This window comes from Aerosakkonema sp. BLCC-F183 (genome assembly GCF_041929145.1).
GTDB lineage: Bacteria > Cyanobacteriota > Cyanobacteriia > Cyanobacteriales > Aerosakkonemataceae > Aerosakkonema.
Window position 1 is genome coordinate 35,098 of record NZ_JBHFNU010000069.1, and the last position, 22,278, is coordinate 57,375.

At 43.5% G+C, this 22,278-nt stretch carries 17 protein-coding genes; 10 read left to right on the plus strand and 7 right to left on the minus strand.

Features of this window, described 5'->3' with window-relative positions; genetic code table 11:
• Positions 1 to 16: 16 nt before the first annotated feature.
• Positions 17 to 1,534 carry a 4-alpha-glucanotransferase gene (gene malQ, locus ACE1CD_RS20790; RefSeq protein ID WP_374826105.1) on the minus strand — a complete coding sequence of 506 codons (1,518 nt, stop codon included), beginning with the start codon at positions 1,532 to 1,534 and terminating at the stop codon, positions 17 to 19.
• Between the two features lie 296 nt (positions 1,535 to 1,830).
• Between malQ and treS the strand changes: the two genes are divergently transcribed.
• Positions 1,831 to 5,151 carry a maltose alpha-D-glucosyltransferase gene (treS, locus tag ACE1CD_RS20795; RefSeq protein ID WP_374826106.1) on the plus strand — a complete coding sequence of 1,107 codons (3,321 nt, stop codon included), beginning with the start codon at positions 1,831 to 1,833 and terminating at the stop codon, positions 5,149 to 5,151.
• Positions 5,152 to 5,267: 116 nt separating this feature from the next.
• On the opposite strand, the gene ACE1CD_RS20800 is transcribed toward treS, so the two are convergent.
• The 3 genes from ACE1CD_RS20800 to ACE1CD_RS20810 all read right to left on the minus strand — a co-directional run bounded on the left by ACE1CD_RS20800 (position 5,268) and on the right by ACE1CD_RS20810 (position 9,480).
• On the minus strand, positions 5,268 to 7,790 hold the full coding sequence (locus tag ACE1CD_RS20800; protein ID WP_374826107.1) for a dynamin family protein: 2,523 nt from the start codon (positions 7,788 to 7,790) through the stop codon (positions 5,268 to 5,270).
• Between the two features lie 290 nt (positions 7,791 to 8,080).
• Complete coding sequence (locus ACE1CD_RS20805; protein WP_374826108.1) at positions 8,081 to 9,091, minus strand: hypothetical protein; 1,011 nt, start codon at positions 9,089 to 9,091, stop codon at positions 8,081 to 8,083.
• Positions 9,092 to 9,144: 53 nt separating this feature from the next.
• Positions 9,145 to 9,480 carry a hypothetical protein gene (locus ACE1CD_RS20810; RefSeq protein WP_374826109.1) on the minus strand — a complete coding sequence of 112 codons (336 nt, stop codon included), beginning with the start codon at positions 9,478 to 9,480 and terminating at the stop codon, positions 9,145 to 9,147.
• Positions 9,481 to 9,913: 433 nt separating this feature from the next.
• On the opposite strand from ACE1CD_RS20810, the gene ACE1CD_RS20815 reads away from it, so the two are divergent.
• The 9 genes from ACE1CD_RS20815 (at position 9,914) to ACE1CD_RS20855 (ending at position 19,624) form a co-directional block, all read left to right on the plus strand.
• A complete protein-coding gene (locus ACE1CD_RS20815; protein ID WP_374826110.1) occupies positions 9,914 to 10,384 on the plus strand; it encodes a helix-turn-helix domain-containing protein in 471 nt (156 codons plus the stop codon).
• A gap of 63 nt (positions 10,385 to 10,447) precedes the next feature.
• Positions 10,448 to 11,638 carry an XdhC family protein gene (locus ACE1CD_RS20820; RefSeq protein ID WP_374826111.1) on the plus strand — a complete coding sequence of 397 codons (1,191 nt, stop codon included), beginning with the start codon at positions 10,448 to 10,450 and terminating at the stop codon, positions 11,636 to 11,638.
• 142 nt (positions 11,639 to 11,780) lie between these two features.
• Positions 11,781 to 12,371, plus strand: a complete 591-nt coding sequence (locus ACE1CD_RS20825; protein WP_374826112.1) for an NTP transferase domain-containing protein — start codon at positions 11,781 to 11,783, stop codon at positions 12,369 to 12,371.
• 300 nt (positions 12,372 to 12,671) lie between these two features.
• The gene (locus tag ACE1CD_RS20830) at positions 12,672 to 14,945 is read left to right on the plus strand and encodes a DUF1796 family putative cysteine peptidase (protein ID WP_374826113.1); all 2,274 of its coding nucleotides are present in this window, start codon (positions 12,672 to 12,674) and stop codon (positions 14,943 to 14,945) included.
• A gap of 105 nt (positions 14,946 to 15,050) precedes the next feature.
• Positions 15,051 to 15,347 carry a DUF4258 domain-containing protein gene (locus ACE1CD_RS20835; RefSeq protein WP_374826114.1) on the plus strand — a complete coding sequence of 99 codons (297 nt, stop codon included), beginning with the start codon at positions 15,051 to 15,053 and terminating at the stop codon, positions 15,345 to 15,347.
• Positions 15,348 to 15,352: 5 nt separating this feature from the next.
• Positions 15,353 to 15,616 (plus strand): YgiT-type zinc finger protein, encoded by a 264-nt coding sequence (locus tag ACE1CD_RS20840; RefSeq protein ID WP_374826115.1) that lies wholly within the window; start codon positions 15,353 to 15,355, stop codon positions 15,614 to 15,616.
• A gap of 288 nt (positions 15,617 to 15,904) precedes the next feature.
• Positions 15,905 to 17,290, plus strand: coding sequence for an AAA family ATPase (locus ACE1CD_RS20845; protein ID WP_374826116.1), 1,386 nt, complete (start codon positions 15,905 to 15,907; stop codon positions 17,288 to 17,290).
• Positions 17,290 to 17,850: a hypothetical protein gene (locus tag ACE1CD_RS20850; protein WP_374826117.1), complete on the plus strand. Its 561-nt coding sequence runs from the start codon at positions 17,290 to 17,292 to the stop codon at positions 17,848 to 17,850. Before ACE1CD_RS20845 ends, ACE1CD_RS20850 begins: the two co-directional genes overlap by 1 nt.
• Positions 17,851 to 18,133: 283 nt before the next feature.
• On the plus strand, positions 18,134 to 19,624 hold the full coding sequence (locus tag ACE1CD_RS20855) for an acyl-CoA synthetase (protein WP_374826118.1): 1,491 nt from the start codon (positions 18,134 to 18,136) through the stop codon (positions 19,622 to 19,624).
• Between the two features lie 31 nt (positions 19,625 to 19,655).
• On the opposite strand, the gene ACE1CD_RS20860 is transcribed toward ACE1CD_RS20855, so the two are convergent.
• The 3 genes from ACE1CD_RS20860 to ACE1CD_RS20870 form a co-directional block, all read right to left on the minus strand.
• Entirely contained in the window at positions 19,656 to 20,426 is a 771-nt protein-coding gene (locus ACE1CD_RS20860) for a class I SAM-dependent methyltransferase (protein ID WP_374826119.1), read from the minus strand.
• A gap of 73 nt (positions 20,427 to 20,499) precedes the next feature.
• Complete coding sequence (locus tag ACE1CD_RS20865; protein WP_374826120.1) at positions 20,500 to 21,330, minus strand: ABC transporter permease; 831 nt, start codon at positions 21,328 to 21,330, stop codon at positions 20,500 to 20,502.
• Positions 21,331 to 21,335: 5 nt separating this feature from the next.
• Complete coding sequence (locus tag ACE1CD_RS20870; RefSeq protein ID WP_374826121.1) at positions 21,336 to 22,268, minus strand: ABC transporter permease; 933 nt, start codon at positions 22,266 to 22,268, stop codon at positions 21,336 to 21,338.
• Positions 22,269 to 22,278 lie beyond the last annotated feature (10 nt).

A 22,278-nucleotide genomic window follows, 5' to 3' on the forward strand; every position in this document is an offset into this window, starting at 1 on the left:
CGGCAGTAGATATTGCTTATCTACTGTAAAGTTGGGTTAGCTCTAAAAGACGATCGCTCAATTCCTTTGTCAGAATTTCCGACTTGTCGTAGCGCCAGCGCCAGTTACCGGGAATGATACTGGGGTCGTTCATGCGGGCGCGATCGTCCAAATCTAAAATATCTTGAAGTGGGATAATCGCTAAGTCAGCCACCGAAGCTAAAGCCGCTCGAATCAGAAGCCAATTAACTTCTTTGATGTCTTCAGGAGAAGAATAACCGAAGTATTTAGCCAGCAGTGGCTTTTCTTTGGTACTGGCTTGCTGCCACCACCCCAATGTTGTACTGTTGTCGTGCGTTCCCGTGTAGACTACACAATTATTTACGTAGTGGTGCGGCAAGTAAGCATTGTCAGTACCTTCGCTGAACGCAAACTGCAAGATTCGCATACCGGGAAAATCGAAGCGATCGCGCAATTCTTCCACTTCCGGCGTGATAATACCCAAATCTTCTGCCATCACAGGCAAACTTCCCAAAGTAGTCCGCAGAGTTTCAAAAAATTCTGCTCCCGGCGCTTTTATCCACTCACCATTTATGGCATTTTCTTCCCCTGCCGGTACTTGCCAATACGCTTCAAAACCTCGGAAATGATCGATGCGAACTATATCTACATATTGCAGCGTCGCCTTAAATCGGCTGAGCCACCAAGCATAGTTCGTTTCTCGCAGTTTATCCCAGTTATAAACTGGATTTCCCCACAGTTGTCCGGTGGCGCTGAAGTAATCTGGAGGAACGCCAGCAATATAAGCTGGTTCTAATGTTTGCGGAGCGAGTTTAAAGATTTCTGGATTTCCCCAAACCTCAGCGCTATTATGGCAGACATAAATAGAAACATCGCCAATTATTTTAATATTTTTATTATTCGTATAATTGCGTAGCTTGCGCCATTGTTCAAAAAACTTAAATTGTAAGAACTTGTGGAACGCGATGCGCTCTTTTAAATGTTCTGCTTGGACTTTGAGCGCGTCAGGTTCCCGTCTGGCGATCGCTTTCTCCCAATGATTCCAACTCTTGCCGTGGTTGGCTTCCATTAATGCCATAAACAGCACGTAGTCATCAAGCCAATATGACTGCTCCTGACAAAACTGTTCAAATACAGTATGGCGTTTGTTAATCAAAGATTGCTGGAACCGTTCGTAGGCTACTTTGAGCAATTTAGCTTTGTGGGGGATAACGCGATCGAAATCCACTTTATTCGCAGCCACATCTGCACTAGGCGGTAAATCTATCAGTTCGTCTGGGCTTAATAATCCTTCTTCTGCTAATAAATCCAGACTAATCAGCAGAGGATTGCCTGCGAAGGCACTAAAGTTCATCGTATAGGGCGAATGTTCGTATCCCGTTGGCCCCAACGGTAGAACTTGCCATAACTTTTGACCGCTTCTTGCTAAAAAATCCACGAATTCGTAAGCCGATTTTCCCAAATCACCAATCCCAAATCGACTCGGCAGACTGGTCGGGTGCAATAAAATTCCACTACAGCGTTGAAAAGTCATGGCAATTTTTTATATTGTCCAAACATTAACATTAACTCCTGTATCGAAAGATTGCAATAATACTTAAGATAGATATCTAAATTATCGTAAATATAAAATAAATGTTACCGATCGGGCAAAAGCATCCTATTTTAGGTATATTGCCGCGAAACAGACTGAGAACTCTAATTTACATCGTCAGTGAGAGACGAAGGTCGCCGTGAAAACTTAAAATAAGTCGAAGACCGCTTGTAGTTTGAAACCAACTGGGGATAAACCCAAAATCTAAAATCTAAAATCGATCGACTGTGGAGAAAATGCCAAACTCAATATCAAATGACGACCCCCTCTGGTTTAAGAACGCCATCATTTACGAAGTACCGGTGCGTGCCTTTGCCGATAGCAACGGTGATGGCATCGGCGACTTTCGGGGGCTAACAGAAAAACTAGATTACCTACAAGATTTAGGAGTCACCGCACTCTGGGTACTGCCCTTCTTCCCGTCGCCGCTACGAGATGATGGATACGATATTGCCGATTACACCAGCGTCAATCCAATTTACGGTACGCTGTCAGATTTTAAAGAATTTTTGTCAGCAGCTCATCAACGAGATATCCGCGTAATTATCGAATTAATTGTCAACCATACATCCGACCAGCATCCTTGGTTTCAGCGGGCGCGACGGGCACCGAAAGGCAGCAAGGAAAGAGATTTTTACGTTTGGAGCGATTCTCCCGAAAAATACCGGGAAGCGAGAATTATCTTCAAAGATTTTGAAACCTCTAACTGGACTTGGGACCCGCTGGCAAAAGCTTATTACTGGCATCGCTTTTACTACCATCAACCAGACCTCAATTATGACAATCCAGAAGTGCGAAAAGCCGTCTTGGAGGTGTTGAATTTTTGGTTAGACATGGGAGTAGACGGACTGCGCCTGGATGCAGTACCTTATCTGTACGAACGGGAAGGAACGAATTGCGAAAACCTGGAAGAAACGCACCAGTTCCTCAAGCAATTGCGATCGCACATCGACACCAAATACCCCAACCGAATGTTGCTAGCAGAGGCAAATCAATGGCCTGAAGATGCAGCACAATATTACGGCAACGGGGATGAGTGTCACATGAACTTCCATTTTCCCCTCATGCCGCGTTTGTTCATGTCGCTGCGGATGGAAGATAGCTTCCCCATTATTGATATTCTCAAGCAAACTCCCTCGATTCCCGATAACTGTCAGTGGGCATTATTCCTTCGCAATCACGACGAACTAACCCTGGAAATGGTGACAGATGAAGACCGAGACTATATGTATCGCGTCTATGCCCAAGACCCGGAAATGAGAGTAAACTTGGGTATCCGTCGCCGTTTAGCGCCTCTGCTAGGAAACGATCGCCGTCAGATCGAATTGCTCAATAGTTTGCTGCTGTCTCTCCCAGGTACGCCCGTACTTTACTACGGCGATGAAATTGGTATGGGAGATAACGTTTACGTAGGCGATCGCAACGGCGTCCGCACACCGATGCAGTGGAGTGCCGATCGCAATGCCGGTTTCAGTCGCACCAATCCCCAAAAATTGTATTTACCGATTATCGTCGAATCGGAATATCATTACGAAGCAATCAACGTAGAAGCGCAACGGGCAAATTCTAATTCCCTTTGGTATTTCATGAAACGTTTGATCGCTACCCGCAAGCGTTTCGAGGCATTAGGAAAAGGCAGTTTTGAATTCCTCCACCCAGAAAACCGCAAAGTAATTGCTTTCACCCGCACCTACGCTGAAGAACATATCTTGGTAGTGGCGAATTTATCCCGCTTTGTGCAAACAGTGGAATTAGATTTATCGCCCTTCAAAGGTATGGTGCCGATCGAAATTTTCGGTCGCACTCAATTTCCCCCCATCGGCGAGTCGCCGTACTTTATCAGCATCAGTCCCTACGCATTTTATTGGTTTACCCTCAAGCTGCAACCCAGCTTAACCCAACTGCCAAAACCGCAAACACAACTGACAGCTTTAGTTGCTAACGGTAAGTGGGATAATATTTTTGTCCAACCGGAGTCGAAAACAACTCTGGAATCTATTTTGTCCGATTACCTGTACACCTGTCCTTGGTATAGCGAAAAAGAGCGCACTATTTCCGCAGCGCATATTGTGGAAGCAGTGCCGATTTTTGGCAAGGAAAAAGAAGCGCGGATAGTTTGGTTGCGCGTAGAATATACCCAAGGAGAACCGCAAACTTACCTGCTGCTGTTAGGTTACGCAGAAGGCGAAGAAGGGAAGCAGTTTTTGGCAGAAAATAACGCCTGTGCGATCGCTCGTCTTCAAGTACAAGGTAAAAAGGAAAATGGTGTTTTGTTTGATGCGATCGCAGATAAAAATTGTCTGACTTCCCTGCTGGATGCGATCGCGCACGATCGTACCCTCAAAGGAATGGCAGGAGAACTGGTTGGCACTACAACCGATCTGTTCTCGCAGCTAACAGCAAATGCAGATTTGGAACCCCATCTTCTCAGAGGCGAACACAGAAATACTTCTGTAATTTACGGCGATCGTTTCATTCTCAAACTCTTCCGCAAACTCGACGAAGGCATTAACCCAGATCTGGAAATCCGCCACTTTTTGGGCGAGAAAAAACTCTTGAAACACTTTGCCCCCCTAGCTGGGAAACTGGAGTACCGCCGTGCCAAAAGCGCACCCATAACTGTGGGGATATTGCAACAATATATCCAAGATGCCAGAAATAGTTGGGATTACACACTCGATAGCTTGCGCGACTACTTCGATCGCGTCATGTCGCAACAGGCGACAACTACTTTAGTACCCGTTTTTTCCGGATCGCTGTTAGAATTGCAGGCAGCAGAAATTCCCGAATTGGCAAGGCAAACGATCGGTTCCTACCTAGCTTTAGCCGAACTGTTAGGTCAGTCTACCGCCGAATTGCACATTACCCTAGCTTCCGATCTAGAAAATCCCGATTTTGCCCCAGAACCTTTTTCATCTTTTTATCAGCGTTCTATTTACCAATACGCACGCAACCTCACAGGGCAAGTATTTTTGTTGTTGCAAAAACGACTCAAGTCATTACCGCCCGATCTCCAAAAATTGGCACATTCTGTTCTGTATCGCCAAGAAGAATTTCTGGGACGCTTCGAGTTAGTCCTCAAACAAAAGATTACTGCTATGCGTACCCGCTATCACGGCGATTATCATCTCGGACAAGTGCTTTACACCGGCAATGACTTTGTAATTATCGATTTTGAAGGAGACCCGACGCGCACTTTAAGCGAACGGCGCATGAAGCGATCGGCCCTGCGAGATGTAGCGGCAATGCTAGAATCTTTCTATCATGCCGCTAGCATTGCACTCCGCCGCGAGATCGAAAACGGCACCATCCGCCCAGAAAATCTTCCCTTAATGCAACAATGGGCGAATTTCTGGTGTAACTGGGTGAGCGCTGTTTTCTTGAATAGCTATCTGAAAATTGCTAGTAAAGACAGCTTTTTGCCAAAGACCGAACAAGAATTGCAAGTCTTGCTGGATGGCTATGTGCTGGAGAAAATTATCTACGATTTGGGTTACGAACTCAACAATCGTCAAGATTATGTGGAAATACCGTTACAGCGCCTGATCCAATTTTGATTTTTCTGTTTGGGTTTGATGTCGCGCTTTGGTGAAGTACCTACACTCCCCTACGGGTGAGTGTAGGTTTCTGGCGCAAATATTTATCCTGTTAATTTCCTAGCGGTAATTATTCATTATTTTTCAGTCAATGCTGGTTTCCAAATATTGAGAGACCCTTGAATAGAAAGCAATTCACTCAGATATCCATTCGATTCTGCTTTTTGACTCTCAAGAGTAGCGATAATCTGAGGAGCTTCAACTTCCCTTGTAGCACGTTCTTTTAAAAGTTGGTCAAACTCAGATTGAAATCTATCAATGTAATTATTAATCTGCTTTTCTCCCTTTCTAAAATCCTCCGATACTTGTTTTTGAATAACTCGCTGTAGCAACTCTAAAATTTCGACTACTTGTTCATCTATCTTTCTCCCAATCTCTTGTAAAATTAGGCGCAAATCAATCTCATAATAGGAGATAGTTTCTGGAATACTAACTTCGATTTCATACACTTTATCTGGCTTACAACATCCCCGACTTCTTTTTCTAGTTTCCTTCCGAGTTCGGGGATAAACTTTTTGCTGCTTTTGGACTTTGGCATCAATTCCCGCAAACTCAAACTTAGGAAATTGAATTGGATTGTTACTGATTTCAACCTGTAAAGCATTTCCAATATATTTAGAAAGCTCGTCAGATATAGCTTGAATATCTTCTTTTATTCTTTCAACCAAATTTGCGCGAATTCTTTCCCCGTCTATAACCAGTTTATTTTGAGTGTCCAACCAAAAATTATGGATAATGGGAGTGCAGTATCCATTGATGGTTTTAACAACTTTCTGAGCTTCTTCTTTATTTTTACACCTGATTTTGTAAGGATCGTTACTGGAATATTCACCAACTAAATAAGCCACCGTTTTTCGTAAAATTCGTATAATTGGGAAAATATTATCATTTTCATCAATAGAAGAATCTTTTTTAGACAGATTGGCTACCAGTTTCTCAATTTCTGCTTCTATCTGCTTTTTAGCATTTTTCGCAAATACATCAACTCCTTCACTGAATTCACTTATTAATATTACCTTTTGGCTTTCTACCGACTTTTTTACCTTTTCAACTTTTCTTCTAGCCGAATCCGAATGCTGTCTGTATTCCTCTACTTTCTGCTGCAAATCCCCAAGTTCCATTTCCCATCCCCTAATTTCTGTAATTAAAGTTTCTTGGATTGCTTGAGCCGCCTTATTGAATTCAGCCAAAACTTCGCTTAATAAGTTCCAACCTGAGTTTTGAACAACCGTTTGGATGACAGAGTTTTCTATGGTTTTTATACCACTATCCTGTAATGCCATTGTTGCAACTTGATCTGGCTTCGGTACATGAGGAAAACCATCCTCATCTTCTTCAATGTATCGAGCAAGGAAGAAATTTTTAAAGTCTGCCTTATGCTCTTTAGTAGCTTCTTTCTTTTGTATAAGCTTGGCTAACAATCCTTGCCATGCACTGGTTGGGTAAATAACTGGCTCTGTAATGCCAAATTCAATCAAAACTTTTCTTAAATTTTCAACCACTTCTGCAATTGGCCTATCTCTTTCAGCTTTTCTATCAACCTTATTCAGAATAAAATAAATTTTGCCCGTGTTGTTAGCCAAAAACTCACGACGCTGTTCTATCAAGTCCAAAAGCAATTCGGCATTAATATCATCCCTAAATGAGGTGTAATCTAAAATAAATAAAATGGCATCACAAGTTCGCAACGCTTCTAACGTAGTTTGCTTTAAAGCAGCCGTGTTAAAACTAGCAGAAGCAAACTCATTAGGCCCAGGAGTATCTACCAGTGTAAAGCCAGCTAAAGAAGATAGTCCATTAATCGCTTCAATAGGATGCGCTAGTTCAAAGTGGGTAGTATTATCTCGATTTCCAGTAGTCCTAATCTCATGGGTACGATCTAAAAATTTTTGACGAATTTCTCCAGCTTCTCCCTCTGCTACTTTTTCAGGTTTTCGTTGTCCTTCTCGATATTCCCAGAGTTGAGGTGTTTGTCCTAACTCAATCGGTTTGACAATTGTGCGACAAACTGTGCAAGCTTCTGATTCACTTGCTAAAACATCCGCACCAATTAGAGCATTAATAAAAGTGCTTTTACCTGCTTTCATCGCTGCAATTACAGCTACTTGATACTTTTGTTCTTTCAGAGCTTCTAGAGTTTTAGTAATGGCATCTTCAACACTCTGCAATCCGTTAGTATTATCTCCTTCCCGCAGACGACCTGCACGCAGTTCTTGGAGGTACTGTAAGAGCCGCGTTCCTGTATCGTGAATTTTGTTATAAGTTTCTTGGAATTTTTCAGAAGATATATTTTCTTGAGGCTTGGACATTGAATTGTTCTCCTGTTCAGTTTGAATTGAGTTTTGGTCTGTAGAAAAATTTATTTCGGGAAATGCGTCTATACTCCAATCGCCTAGCGTATTGTCCCGATTTAGGAGCTTTTGACGTTCAGCCACCATCAAATTACGTACATAGTAATCGCTAGGAACCAAAATTGGCTGTTCGTTAAGTGGACGGAGGATATTATTAGTTAGGTCAACAGCTTTGACAAATTCCTTTAAAGCTAATTCCGTTGGCTCTCTATCAATGTCCCACATCAGCGAAATTAAATTTTGCTGCAATCTAACCGCCAAACGCAAACAATCTTTCTCTACCTCGTCTAATGCGTGTTGGCGAGTTAAATCAAAAATTTGTTTTTTGGTTTCATCAGAAAGTTCATAATACCGTTTTTCTAAAGCGGTATATTTCTCGATTAGTTCGTTAGCAACTGTTTTATGATGTTTGGCGGCTTGTCTATCCTCTTCCCCAGCAGCATGGGCAACAAAAGCCCCAGCCACAGCCCCAACAGCTACACCGATCGCACCAAAAACAAAAGGAAGTATGAAAAGCATAAACTTGTTTGATTAATCGCTTATGGGAGCGGCGGAAGAAAAGGTAATTGAGAATCAGCGAGTAATTTATTATCTGCTGAAGTTAGCCCCAAAGATTTAGCAATAGCTACTGATTCCATATAGCGTTGAATAGCTCCTTCTATACCTGGTGCAACTGGTCGATTTTTAATTTCTTCGTTGACTGCTTTCGCCTCAGCCAGAAACTCTAAATTTTTATTGTGTTCGTAAATTAATTCATTCTCAATTTCTTGCAAGCGTTCTAGTTGCTGTTGAGTAAGAGATTGGTAATATGCTCTAACTATTTGCTTATGGTCATCAAGAATCTTGAAAAACTCGTAAACCATACCAGATACCCCCACAACTGCTAACGCCGGGGCTGCTGCACTTAAAGCGATCGCGATCGGCGGACAAGCTGCTGCTAGCGCTGTTGTGCCAAAAGCTGTTGCACCTCCAACCGTACCCCCAACTACGGTATCTTTCACGGTTTCCAATGCAGCGTCTTGTGCAGATATTTCACCCCGTACTACCCGCAGACCGTTAATAAGTATCGAAAACGGTGCAGCAGTAGCAGCCCCAATAGCAGCGCCCAAGGGAGCAGCTTTAATTCCTGCTTTAACAGCACCAGCTAGGTTGTCAAAATGCCACTTGGCATCGAGTTTGATTTGCTCCTGCCAACTCATTGGCTTATCGCCGCGAGCAATGTTGTCTTTGCCATTCTCCCATTTGATGTTGTTGGGATGATTCGAGCCACCTTTACTATGTGGTTTAACGTGACTGGCGTGCTTATCGGATAAATAATTTTGGGCATTATTACCTGCTGATTTGCCGTCAATCCCTGCCCGTTGAGATGGAGGAATTTTTCCTAACATTTCTTGGGCTTGAATATCAGTTCTGTAGGGTTCACCAGGTCGAATCCCACCTTTATATAATCTGTGTTTCGCATTTAGAGGTAAATCGTCTAATTTGGCGTGGTGAATGTTGGTTGTAGATGCGGCATTGAAAGCGGAGTTTTGCTGAGAATCTTCAGACATGACTTTTTTAAAAGTGCATTTCAATTAAATATACAGGATTACAGATCCCATTTTTACGGGCAACCTAAAATAGCCTTCAGTTTAAGTTTCTGTTCCCACGAAATAGGCAATTGGTCAATTTCTTTGCAAAGCTTCTCCTTCGGTTCAGTTTTAAGACGCTCTTGATATATGCCGATCAAAAGAGCGTCTATACCATACTGAGCCAAGCCTTGAGAAATTAATCCTACAACTCCGAGAACTGCTATCCCACCAAGCATCCCTGCGGGGCCACCCAAGAACGCTAAAGCGGCTGTGATGGCAGCAGCACCCGTTAAACCTGTAGCTGCCATTGCAATCACCAGTATCACGCCGGGAAGCCCCCGTGCAACGGTTCTAATAATTTCGTCCATACACCACGTTTTTAGCTCTATTTTCTATATTTCCCAGATGGTTTAGACTTCTAACACTAATCAGCTAATTTATGACCAAATTTCGGCAGTAACATCCTCTTAACTCTTACCAGTAGCCAAACACCCTACTCGGTCAAACACACGACATAAGTTGTGCTGATGGTGACGATCGAATCCCCGATACCCATCGACCGCTATTCCCCAACATGATTCCGGTTTTGGTGGCGATGGTAAGGGCAGGGGTAGGGCCGATCGAAAGTAGGCGATCGCTTTCTTCAGACGGCAGAGAATAGTATGCTAAATTACGTTTATTTCGATTTGTTGCGTTTGTTTCGTTGGTTATCTATATTGGAGTTACACCCAGGAGGTAATAGAGCGGCTTTAAACCCTAAGCCTTGGGCAAGAAGCTTAGCCACTAATAGAGGGAATTTCTATGGTAATCTCTACTGCTTATAACAAACCTGCGATTCCTACGGAGGCGGATGCCAAGCTCTCTCAAGAAAGTAGCCGCATTCTGGCATCTCTGATTGGATTAACGCAACAGAAAAAACAACTCAAAGTGGTGGAAGAAGATGGGAGCGAGCAGACGGTTGAGATCCCGGCCACCGCGTTTCATTTACTGGTGGATATTCTGTCACAAATGGCTCAAGGCAATGCAGTTACTCTCATCCCTATCCATGCAGAACTCACAACTCAGGAAGCAGCAAACATCCTGAATGTTTCGCGTCCGTTTCTTGTCAAGTTAATTGAATCGGGTGAGTTACCCTGTCGCCGGGTAGGACGACATCGCCGCGTTTATTTTAAAGATGTGATGAAATACAAACAGCAAATTGATAGTCAACGAATGCAAGTTTTAGATGAACTGGTGGCTCAAGCTCAAGAGCTAAACATGGGCTATGAGTGATGTATTTGCATCAAACTCGGACAAGCTAAAGAAGTGGAGGTTATTAACGCGATCGCATCCAATATGAATGAACTACAAGCAATTATCGAGGCATTTACAGAAACTCGAAACAACGGCAAAATGGCAGCACTTGCTACGGTAGTTAAAGTGCAAGGTTCCGCTTATCGTCGTCCGGGTGCGAGAATGCTAATTACCGAAGATGGTCACAAAATTGGCGCGATTAGTGGCGGATGTTTGGAAGATGATGTTTGCGATATAGCACAGGAAGTTATCGCTACTGGTAAACCCACTGTCGTTACTTATGATACTACCTCAGATGACGATATTTTTTGGGGTTTGGGGATGGGATGCAATGGAATTATTCAGGTGTTAATCGAACCGATCGAATCCCAATTTTTGACATTTATCAATAATTGTTTGCGTCAGCGTTCGGTGGGTGCGATCGCAACTGTGTTTCACACATCAGACGATATTGCTACAAAAATTGGTTCGCGCATATGTGGCGATCGCACTGGGATTGTCATCAATCAAATCGCAGATAAGTTTCTCGAACAAAGGGTAATTGAGGATATACAAGCAGCACTTAAAAATGAGCGATCGCCAATGCAATCTTATGAATGGGATAACCAAAAAGCGGAAGTTTTAATTGAAGTGATTAAACCCCCCATCTCGCTGCTAGTTTTTGGTGCGGGTGACGATGCTATTCCCGTTGTGCGTTTGGCAAAAGAGTTAGGTTGGTATGTCACGGTAATCGATCGCCGACTCGCTTATGCAACATCAAATCGCTTTCCTTTGGCAGATGCAATTGTCATTAGCAGCGGCGAAAATATCGGCGAATATCTTACTTTAGATTGCTATACCGTTGCTGTGGTGATGACCCATAATTATTTGTGCGATCGCGATATTTTGCCAACTTTACTTTCCTCTCCTTTACCTTACATCGGCATTCTCGGTTCTAGAAAGCGCATAGAAAAATTATTTCACGATTTACAACAAGCAAATTTGGTGCTAAATTCAGAACAGCTTGAACGCCTGTATGCACCCATCGGTCTCGATCTCGGTGCGGAAACGCCGACAGAAATTGCCTTGGCAATTATAGCAGAAATTAAAGCTGTTTTGGCAAAGCGTTCTGGTGGCTGTTTACGCAACCGAAAAGCACCAATTCATGACGTGCGATCGAATGGATCTGGCAAACAGTACGATCGTCCAAACAAAATCGGCTCTTTCGGATTTATGGGGAAAAATGTTCGTTAATGTTACAGTTGAGTGTGATGGTGGGTGACGGCACGGGAACTAAATTATTGGTTGAAAGTCTTGAAATTATCGCCCGTGCCTAACCCACCCTACGCTTAGATAACTGTCAATCCCAAATCTAAAATCTAAAATCTAAAATCCTATGACTGTTGGTATTATCATTCTCGCGGCGGGTGCTTCAACTCGTATGGGTACGCCCAAACAACTATTACCCTACGGGGAATCTACCTTATTATCTCATACAATAGAAGTTGCTCTTGCTTCCGTTTGTCATCCCATTATAGTTGTGCTGGGAGCTTATGCCGCACAAATTCGATCGCAAATCAATCAATTGACGATCCGAATCGTAGAAAATAGCCAATGGTCAGAGGGAATGAGTTCATCAATTCGAGTAGGTATCCAAGCACTAGATACTGCTATTGAAAAACCTCAAGCTGTAGTATTGTGTTTGTGCGATCAACCTTTGATATCAACTCAAGTTGTCAATCAATTGATTGAAGTTTATTTCCAAACAGGTAAGCCAATAATTGCATCAGAATATGCAGGTACTTTGGGTGTACCTGTTTTATTCGAGCGCAGCTTTTTTCCTAATTTAATGAATTTGAAAGGTGCTGAAGGAGCAAAAAAAGTGATTCAGAAGTGCGGCGATCGAGTTCTCTCAGTTCCTTTTGCAGAGGGGATAGTTGACATTGATACCCCAGAGGAGTATCAGCAGCTTCAAAGCCTAATTTAAGGTGACTGGGTAAAAGGATAATTTGAAATATTACAGCAGAGACTATCCAAGAAATTATCCAATTTAAATAATTTTTCTATTATTGGCATTACATGGTAATCTCTAACACAGACTTGAAAAGTTAGACATGATACATTCACACCAGAGATCGATCGCTTTACGTCCAGCGCTCTTGAAGGCAGGCATTGCGACCTCTGGATTGTGGTGCCTGAAGTGAAGTTACCGCAAGGGCATCAAAGCTGCAATAATTCGACCTTTCTGTCTGCCATAATATTCGCAAACGCAAAAGAGACATATAATATGTATCGGTTTCAGGTAAGGGCCTACACGCAAAAGGGAGAATCGATCGGACTCGTCGGTTCCACTCCTGAGTTAGGATTGTGGGATGTAACCAGGTGCATAACTCTATGCACCAGTGCTGAAAGCTACCCTTTATGGTGGACAGACATTGAAATAGTTCCCTCGTCGTTAGAATTAGAAAATTGCCAAAATATCGAATACAAGTACGTGCGACTGCGTGCAGATGGTAGCGTGCAATGGGAAGCTTTGGGGCTGAATCGTTGGATACCGATCGAACCGGACAAACTGCCATCTACAATAGTTGTAGAAGATGGCTGGCTAAGTTACGTACCGCCTTCTCCCTACGGATATTTTAAGGAACCGATCGCAAAGCCGATCGCCAAAGGAGAAGAGAATTTAAAAATAGCAGTTATTGGCAGTTCTGTTGCCTTGGGATGCAATGCTTGGTTGTTGAAAGGATGGGCTTGGCATTTAGAACAAGCATTGCATGAAAAATACGGACACACATTAGTAAATGTATCCGAAGTAGGTGCCAATGTCAGCACGACTATTGACAGGTTTCCCCTAGTAGTTGCACCAGAAAAACCGGATATTGTTATCGTTGCTCTTTCTCTAGGTAACGAGGGGTTAGCTTATTGTCCCCCGCACCAACGAAGGGCAGTACAACGACGTTTTGAAAGTGGATTGCAGCAACTCGTAAAAATGATTAAAGAGTTGGGAGCTATACCAATTTTAGGTGGAGTATACCCGAATAGCGATTACTATCCCGAACATAATTGGTTATTGCGAGATACCCACAATCGAATGCTAAATTGGGGAGTGACCGTGCTGAATTGGCTTGATGCTGTCGATGATGGGGCGGGGCGTTGGAAAGCTGGCACTTGTTTCGATCCGGCTCATCCTAACACGATCGGACATCGCCTGATGTACGAAGCGATCGATCTGAGCTTGTTTGCCATAGACAAATCCAAATTGAATAAAGAAAAACAACTCTCCAATCAGAAACAGGAATTACCAATCTATCGCGATAACTGGGGTTTCCATGTCTTTGCCTGTCAACAAGAGAAGAGTTTGCGGGTAATCAATACATCAAAATATACTTATACGATCGCTGCTTATTGGGAAGAATTGCAAGCGGCTATGCAAAGCAAAGCTGGATTGATACCCGGTATTTATATCGCCAATAATGTCGCCAAAGGCACACTTCCATACTTTTGGGCGCGAGAGGATGGTACGATCGAAACAAGTGTAGATATTCCCCCAGGGGCTGACATTGAATATAGTGCGGCAATCAATCTGTTTTTGCCAAAAATATCGCAAACTTTATACTACGATGGGCATTTGGCACTTTTGAAAGAAAGCGAAAACATCATCCGCATCATCAACGAATCCGACCACGAATATAACATCCACCCAATGTGGAAAGAGGTACGCAGTGCCCTTAAACAAATGCCATCCGGTGTTTATGAAGATCCCCTCGAACCCGATGTGCCGTTTCGCACGATGATGATTGGCAAAGACGGACTGGAAAGCCGAGTCAAAGTGCCAGCAAAATCCTCGGTAATTTTTCAATACAAGTGTAAATTATCGGACATTAGCCGGGTGGGGATTATTCCTCTGGGCGATCGTTGTGCGGCTCGAATGTTGTTATACAAAATGGAGTACGATGGGCCGGCTTTTCCTTTCGATTTAACGCGCACTACCAATCTTGGGGATGTCGCCGATATGATCGAAACTGGTTTTCAAGATATGTGGAACCCCCAATTTCTACATTACAATCATGACGAAAGGAGAATATACCACAGCAAATGGTCGGGTCTATCTTTTGCCCACGAAGTTGAAGACACAGACGACCCATTAAATAATATGTTTCCCGTCTACGAACGAATGCGCGTTCGTTATTCCGCACGTGCCGAACGCTTTTGGTATACGCTCCAAAATTGTGATGAGGCGCTGTTTATTCGCACGGGTGTAACTAATCGCGGTTATGTGATAGATTTGTTGGATAAGCTGAAAGCAAAATGTGAGGGAAAACCTTTCCGCGTTTTGCTAATTTCTCTCCAATCTAACGATGAATTTGCTGGACTTCCCAACGTGCTGCATTATAATTTGGAGTTCAATCCAGATAAAATGTATGATGATTTGGGATATTGGATGTACTGCACAGATGTGATGCGAGGAATTATCGAATCTCTTGGTGTATCGAGTAAAAATTTGTTTTGGTGTCCCCCCAATCCACCGAAAAATAAACCGAAAGCACAAGAGAATGCCTAAAATGGGTTAATTTGGCGGTGCGATCGCACGGTGGTATTTATGGATAATGGTGATAGTGCGATCGCATAGTTAATATTATGAGCTAGATGTTACCTGAACTAGAAAGTGTCTCGCAACGATCTTGACCGCATTAGACAGAAAATCAGACTTGGCGAATACGATATGTCAGCTCATGCGATGGAAGAAATGGCAGAGGATATGCTGACTATACTGGATGTAGAGGAGGCTATTTTAAGCGGTCAAATTACGCGGCTTGAAAAAGACGACCCAAGAGGAACAAAATATATAGTAGTGGGAACTGCATTGGATAGACAAACGCCTGTTGGAGTAGTGGGACGTTTTGCCAGCAATGGACGTTATCTAATCGTCACTGTTTACGAAGTCACCGAATTTGAGGGATAAACTATATGTACGGATACAAATGTGAATATTGCGAAGGAACAGTTCAACCTCGACTTGTCAAGCGCGAGGCGTTTAAACATAGAGATGGGTTTGTTATTCTGGAAAATGTAACAATAGGTGTTTGCGATAATTGCGGCAATCGGTATTATTCATCCGATATTCTCCATGCTGTTCATGCTATTGCAACGGGAGCGAAAACACCTGAAAGAACAGAACAAATTCCAGTGGCTCATCTAGAATCAGCAATGGCTGAGTATCACGCAGGTTAAGCTGAAGAAATCAATCCATTCCTGAACCCAGTACGGTTCAAATTGCCTGATTATTATGCTAAACTTACATTTTAGCGAACTTTATTGCCGTTCTTCAAAATTGTATCGCTAAATGTGCGATCGAGTGATGGGAATTTTGGCAATAGCAATATTCCCGGTTAATTGGTCTAAGTCGAAGTTGATATAGTTCCAACTTTTGTGGCGATCGTCCAACCTGTAGGTAGCACGTATCGATTCATGCTATCTATGGATAATGGTAATGAAGCGTTCCTGCTCAGGAATAGAGCAATGAAAATAAAAGTCAAAAATCTTGGTGCTTTAAAACAAGCCGAATTCACCCTTGGTGACTTGACGATTGTTTGTGGCTGTAATAATACTGGTAAAACCTACGCCACTTACGCTCTATTTGGGTTTTTGTATACTTGGCGGCGGATTTTTTCGATCGAAATAAAAGATGACAAAATTGAGCAGCTGCTTGCTGACGGGGTAATTCGTATTGATATACAAGAATATGTCCAACAATCCGAACAGATTGTTTCTAAAGCTTGTGAAACGTATAACCAGCAATTACCAAATATTTTTGCAGCCCCAAATCAACTATTTAGAGCAACAGAATTTCAAGTCAGCCTGGATATTCAAAATATTAGTTTTACGCCCAAATTTGAACTAAATATAGGAACTGCTAACGTTGAAATATTATCGATAAAAAAACATGAAGAGAGTAGAGAGTTAGTTGTTACTCTGCTACTTGAAAAAGATAAATTAACCATACCCATAGATATCCTTAAACGAACTATTTCCGATGCACTGAAAGAGATAATATTTGCTCAACTTATTCCTCGTCCTTTCATCGCTAGTGCAGAACGAACCGGGGCTGCTATTTTCCGCAAAGAGTTGAATTTCGCCCGCAATCGCTTGCTTGAAGAAATGGGTCAAGCTAGCAACAATAGCAATCCAATGGAGCTTTTATTCAAGGTCTACCAAGATTATGCCCTACCAATAAAAACGAATGTGGATTTTACGCGGGAACTGGAGACAATCTTCAAAAAAAGTAGTTTTATTGCCGAAAATTATCCCGATATATTGGCGGATTTCGCCGACATCATTGGTGGCGAGTATAGCGTCACTCGCAACGATGAACTTTATTATATTCCAAGGGGTAAACGGGTCAAACTTTCTATGGATGGAAGTTCTAGTGCTGTGCGTTCTCTACTAGATATCGGCTTTTACCTCAGACATGAGGCGCAACTTGGTGATTTATTGATGGTAGATGAACCTGAATTAAATCTACACCCTGAAAACCAGCGTCGCGTTGCCAAACTTTTCGCTAGATTGATCAACCTTGGGATTAAAGTTTTTATTACTACCCACAGTGATTACATTATTAAAGAATTGAATACGTTAATCATGCTCAACCATGATAAACCTCATCTCAAACGCATTGCTCAAGAAGAAGGTTATCGGGCAGAAGAACTAATCTCTGCTGAACAAATCAAAGTCTATATCGCAGAAGAAGCATTAATAACACTAGAAGGTAAAAATAGAAAAACTAAATGCCAAACCCTGACACCAGCAGACATAGACCCAGAATTGGGTATTGAAGCCCGCAGTTTCGATCCAACAATTGAAACCATGAACCGGATTCAGGAAGCGATCGTCTGGGGTAAGGAGTAATGTCTGATATTGCTATCCTGAAAGAGATGTTCAAAAAAGATGTTACAGTACCACTAGAAGAGCGCCAGGAGGGAAAGCGTTTAAAATATTCAGTCACACTTACAGAATCTCAGGATAGTTATTCTGTAAAAATTGATGGAATGCCCAAACATGATGAGGTTATTATTATCGATGTAGATACCTTCGTAGTGCCAAGAGAAGTTTTTAATGGCGAAAAAGGTGAATGCAAGCGAGCAGATTTTGTCATCATTACAAATACTGAAACAGAAAAAATCATCCTTTGTATTGAGATGAAGAAAAAGAAAGACTTGGAGAAAAAAATTATCCAACAATTTAAAGGGGCACAGTGTTTTGTTGCCTATTGCAAAGAAGTTGGCAAAGCATTTTGGCATAAACCTAACTTCCTGGATGATTATCAATATCGTTTCGTCAGTATCGGTAACATTAGCGTTTCCAAGACTACCACACGCATTGAGCGAAAAACTGACATTCACGATCGTCCAGATAGAATGCTGAAGATTAAGTCCCCGAATGACCTGCAATTCGATCGTTTGATATAGTGAATGGAAGAGGGCATTTGACCGTGATATCGTCTATTCACTTGATGCTCCGTTAGGTCACTTACCTACGGTAGGTAGGCAAGAAATGGCAGTTGTCTTTCATCATGGTTATATGTTGAGTTGGATTTTTTCTAAACCAGGACTTACGCACGCCGAAGCCAGAAACCGGGTTTCTTCGTCGATATCTAGTTGAGAAAGCAACGATTTTTCTAAGAAACCCGGTTTCTTTGTGTAAGTCCTATAAACTCTACTCGCGCAATACAGATTATTAATTGAAAATAGCATGAACCTCCCACTGATCGATCGCACTCACCAAAACCCAAACAAAATCGCCATTGTCGCCGCTGAAGGAGCATTTACATATCATAATTTGCGACAAACTTCTGCTCAAATCGCTACCAAACTTCTGGATAATATCCCAGATTTACAAGAACAGCGCGTTGCTTTTCTGATTCCTTCGGGATTTCAGTACGTCGCTACACAATGGGGGATTTGGCGTGCGGGTGGGATAGCTGTCCCTTTGTGCGTTTCGCATCCCCGACCTGAGTTAGAGTATGTAATTGCAGACTCAGGCGCTGCAATTATCATCGCACATCCCGATTTTGAAGCTGTATTGCGTCCGATTGCGTCAGAAAGAAATTTACGATTTATCCTCACTTCGGAAACTCTCCCGTCAGAAGTTGGTTTTCTCCCAGAAATCGATATTAACAGACGAGCATTAATCCTTTATACTAGCGGGACAACTGGAAAACCAAAGGGTGTCGTTACCACACATCAAAATATTCAAGCGCAAGTAACTAGCTTAGTTTCTGCTTGGGAATGGACATCAAACGATCGCATTTTGCACGTCTTACCTCTGCATCATATTCACGGCATTATTAACGTGCTAACTTGTGCCTTGTGGAGTGGCGCTGAGTGCCATATGCTGTCCAAGTTTGATGCAGAAATAGTTGGCGATCGCATAATTCGCGGTGACTTAACTTTATTTATGGCTGTCCCCACAATTTATGTCAAATTAATCGCCGCTTGGGAAAATGCAGAGCGCGATCGGCAACAAAAAATTTCCGCTGGCTGTGCTAAAATGCGTTTGATGGTTTCAGGCTCCGCAGCTTTACCCGTCCGAGTATTAGAAAAATGGCAAAATATTAGCGGTCACTTTCTGCTGGAACGCTACGGGATGACCGAAATTGGCATGGCTTTATCTAACGCTTTGCACGGTGAAAGATTCGCGGGATTTGTAGGCAAACCTTTGCCGCAAGTAGAAGTGAGATTAGTAGATGAAAACGGAGAATTAGTTCCGCCGGGAACACCAGGAGAAATCCAAGTCAAAGGTGCAGGAGTTTTTGGAGAATATTGGCAAAAACCGTCAGCAACAGCCAAAGCATTTCGCGATGGTTGGTTTTGTACTGGCGATTTGGCAGTAATGGAAAATGATAACTATCGCATTCTAGGACGAATTAGCGTCGATATTATCAAAACAGGCGGTTATAAAGTTTCGGCTTTGGAAATTGAAGAAGTGCTGCGAACTCATCCAGATATTCAAGATTGTGCGGTTGTTGGTGTTGCAGATGCAGAATGGGGAGAGAGAGTTTGTGCAGCTTTGGTATTGAAATCGGGAAATAATTTAACTTTAGAAACTCTGAGAAGTTGGGCAAAAGAGCGATTGGCTACCTACAAAGTTCCTACCAAAATTCAGGTTGTGGAAGAGTTACCTCGCAACGCGATGGGAAAGGTGACGAAGCCGAACGTGGCGAAGCTATTTGATGCTATTTGATATAGTGTCCGGTAGCGTACCGGACAGGATGTTATCGCACGGCGAGCAGGACTCGATCGTCAAAAATTTGCCAAATTACACCAACTTCCCGAAAACCGGCATCGCGCAGTCCAGCTTCGTGTAAGTCGAGAATTGGTTCGTAATCAGTATACCGCTCTCCAAAACGACGATCGCGCTCCTGAAGCAATTCCTTCAATTCAGTCTCTTGAGCTAGTGCTTGCCACCAACTACTCCAGTCTTCCACACCTCGTTCCTGAAAAGCTTGCTTCTCCTGACGCGCACTCAAAGTTTTCGATATCTGCCGAAAAGTTCCCAAGTGGGAGGCAAAAGGCATAATATCACCGTTGAGAAAGACGCCACCCGGACGGATTAACTGCGCCAACTGTTTGTAAACTTGCAGTAAGCGATGAGGAGGTAACCAGTGCAGCGCTGTTGTCGTCAGCACCGCATCTACTTGCGCTTGTGCGATCGCTTCCATCCAATTATCTGCCATCAGATCCGCTTCTACCCAACGCAGACGACCGTTCGCATCGCCCAAAGCGCCTTGACCGATCGCTAAAAGTACGGGATCTATATCTACAGCCACACATCTAGCTTTTGGGAAGCGTTCCAGAAGACGCTGACTGATGGCCCCCGGCCCGCAAGCTAAATCGAGAGCCACAAATTCAGCAGGCATTTGCAGTTCGATCGCATCTAACATCGCCTGAAAACGCGCTTCCCGATGCGGTATATAGCCGGTTTGCTGTGCGTCCCAACGTTGCAGCCAACTTTGCCAGTCAATTTTCGATTTGATATTTTGCATAAACTTGTCCTACAAATCATTTTTCTCCCCCACTCCCCCACTCCCCCACTCCCCCACTCCCCCACTCCTTAATTCACCCCCTTGGATCTAGCCAACTTTCCAAACTTTCAGCTAAGGCATTAAAACCGAACACCGTCACCAAAATTGCCACACCGGGAGCAATTACCAGACGGGGAGCCGCCTGCATGAAGGGCCTTGCATCTACGAGCATTGTCCCCCACTCTGGGGACGGGGGCTGAATGCCCAATCCTAGAAAGCTCAATCCAGCAATAGCGAGTATACCGGCTCCCACGTCCAAGCTCAGTTGCACTAGAACTGGGCCTAAAAGCGCGGGCAATAGGTGTACTCGGATGATGTAGAGAGGACTTCCGCCCAAAGCAAAAGCGGCTTCCACGAATGCAGTAGACTTTGCGGAGAGAACTTGGCTTCGCACCAAGCGTGCGTAGGTCGGCCACCAACCGATGGTCAGCGCTAAAACTAAATTGGGGAAACCAGAACCTAAAATGCCGACCAAAGCTAATGCTAATATTTGTTTGGGCAGAGCCAGAAATAAATCCACAAAGCGCATCAAAATTTCATCGACGACGCCGCCAAAGTAACCGGCACACACACCGATTCCTACACCGATCGAAGCGCTCAAACACAGTACGATCGCCGTGAGGGTAATGGATACTTGTCCCGCCCACAAAAGCCGACTGAGAATATCTCTTCCCAGGTGATCTGTACCCAATAAATGTTGCCAAGTGGGTGTACTCAGACCCAAGTTGAGGTCTTGAGCGGCTGGATCGTAAGGTGCGATCGCGGGAGCAAAAATGCTGGCTATTACGGTGAGTAATGCTAGCACAATACCAATCGATGATATGAGATGAAACTTTTGCCAACGATGGAGAGCGATCGGCATCATTACCATTACTCCAAACGAATCCGGGGGTCAATCAAAGCGTAGGCGATATCGGCGATCGCATTAACTACAACCATCACAAAAGCAAATAATAACACCATTGCTTGGATAACGGGAATGTCCCGAAATTTTATCGAAATAATGTAATAATTGCCTATTCCCGGCCAAGAAAACAATGTTTCCACAATTACAGAACCGGCGACAATATGGCTGAATTGGTTTGCCACCACTGTCAGCAAGGGTACAGCAATATTAGGTAAGGCGTGGCGTATCCAAACCGCTCGTTCCGAGAGTCCTTTTGCCCGTGCGGTTTGCAGATAATTTTCATGCTGCACCTGTAGTAATGTGGAACGGGTGAGGCGTTCAAGACGTGCGGCATTGGCGAGTCCCAAAGACAAAACAGGTAAGATTAAATACTCCGCTCCGCGCATTCCGTAGGTAGGCAACCATCCCAAATAAATAGAAAAGACTAAAATGAGCAGAAAAGCTAGCCAGAAGTCTGGAATTGAGACGCTGAGCAGGGATAGTATACGGCTGAAATTATCCCACCAAGAGTTGCGTTTTTGAGCGGAAATTAAGCCGATCGGAATGCCAACGATCGCACTGAAAAGAGTGGTCGCTCCTGCTAACAAAAGCGTCGGTGCCAGACGCGAGCCAATTTCTGCGATCGCAGGCTTACCAGTGCGGAAAGAGTAACCGAAATCACCCCCGATCGCATGACTCGCCCAAGTGATGTATTGCTCCCAAGGTGATTTATCCAAGCCGTACTCGGAGCGAACTACAGCAGCTTCTTGCTCTGTTGGCAACCGCCCGATACGCGATCGCACAATCATTGCAGCTGGATCTCCGGGTGCTAGGTAGGTTAAGAAAAAAACTAGCACACTGGTTGCCACCAGTACTGCCGCCGTGCCGACCAAACGCTTCACCAAAAATTGAAACATAGTTGATTGT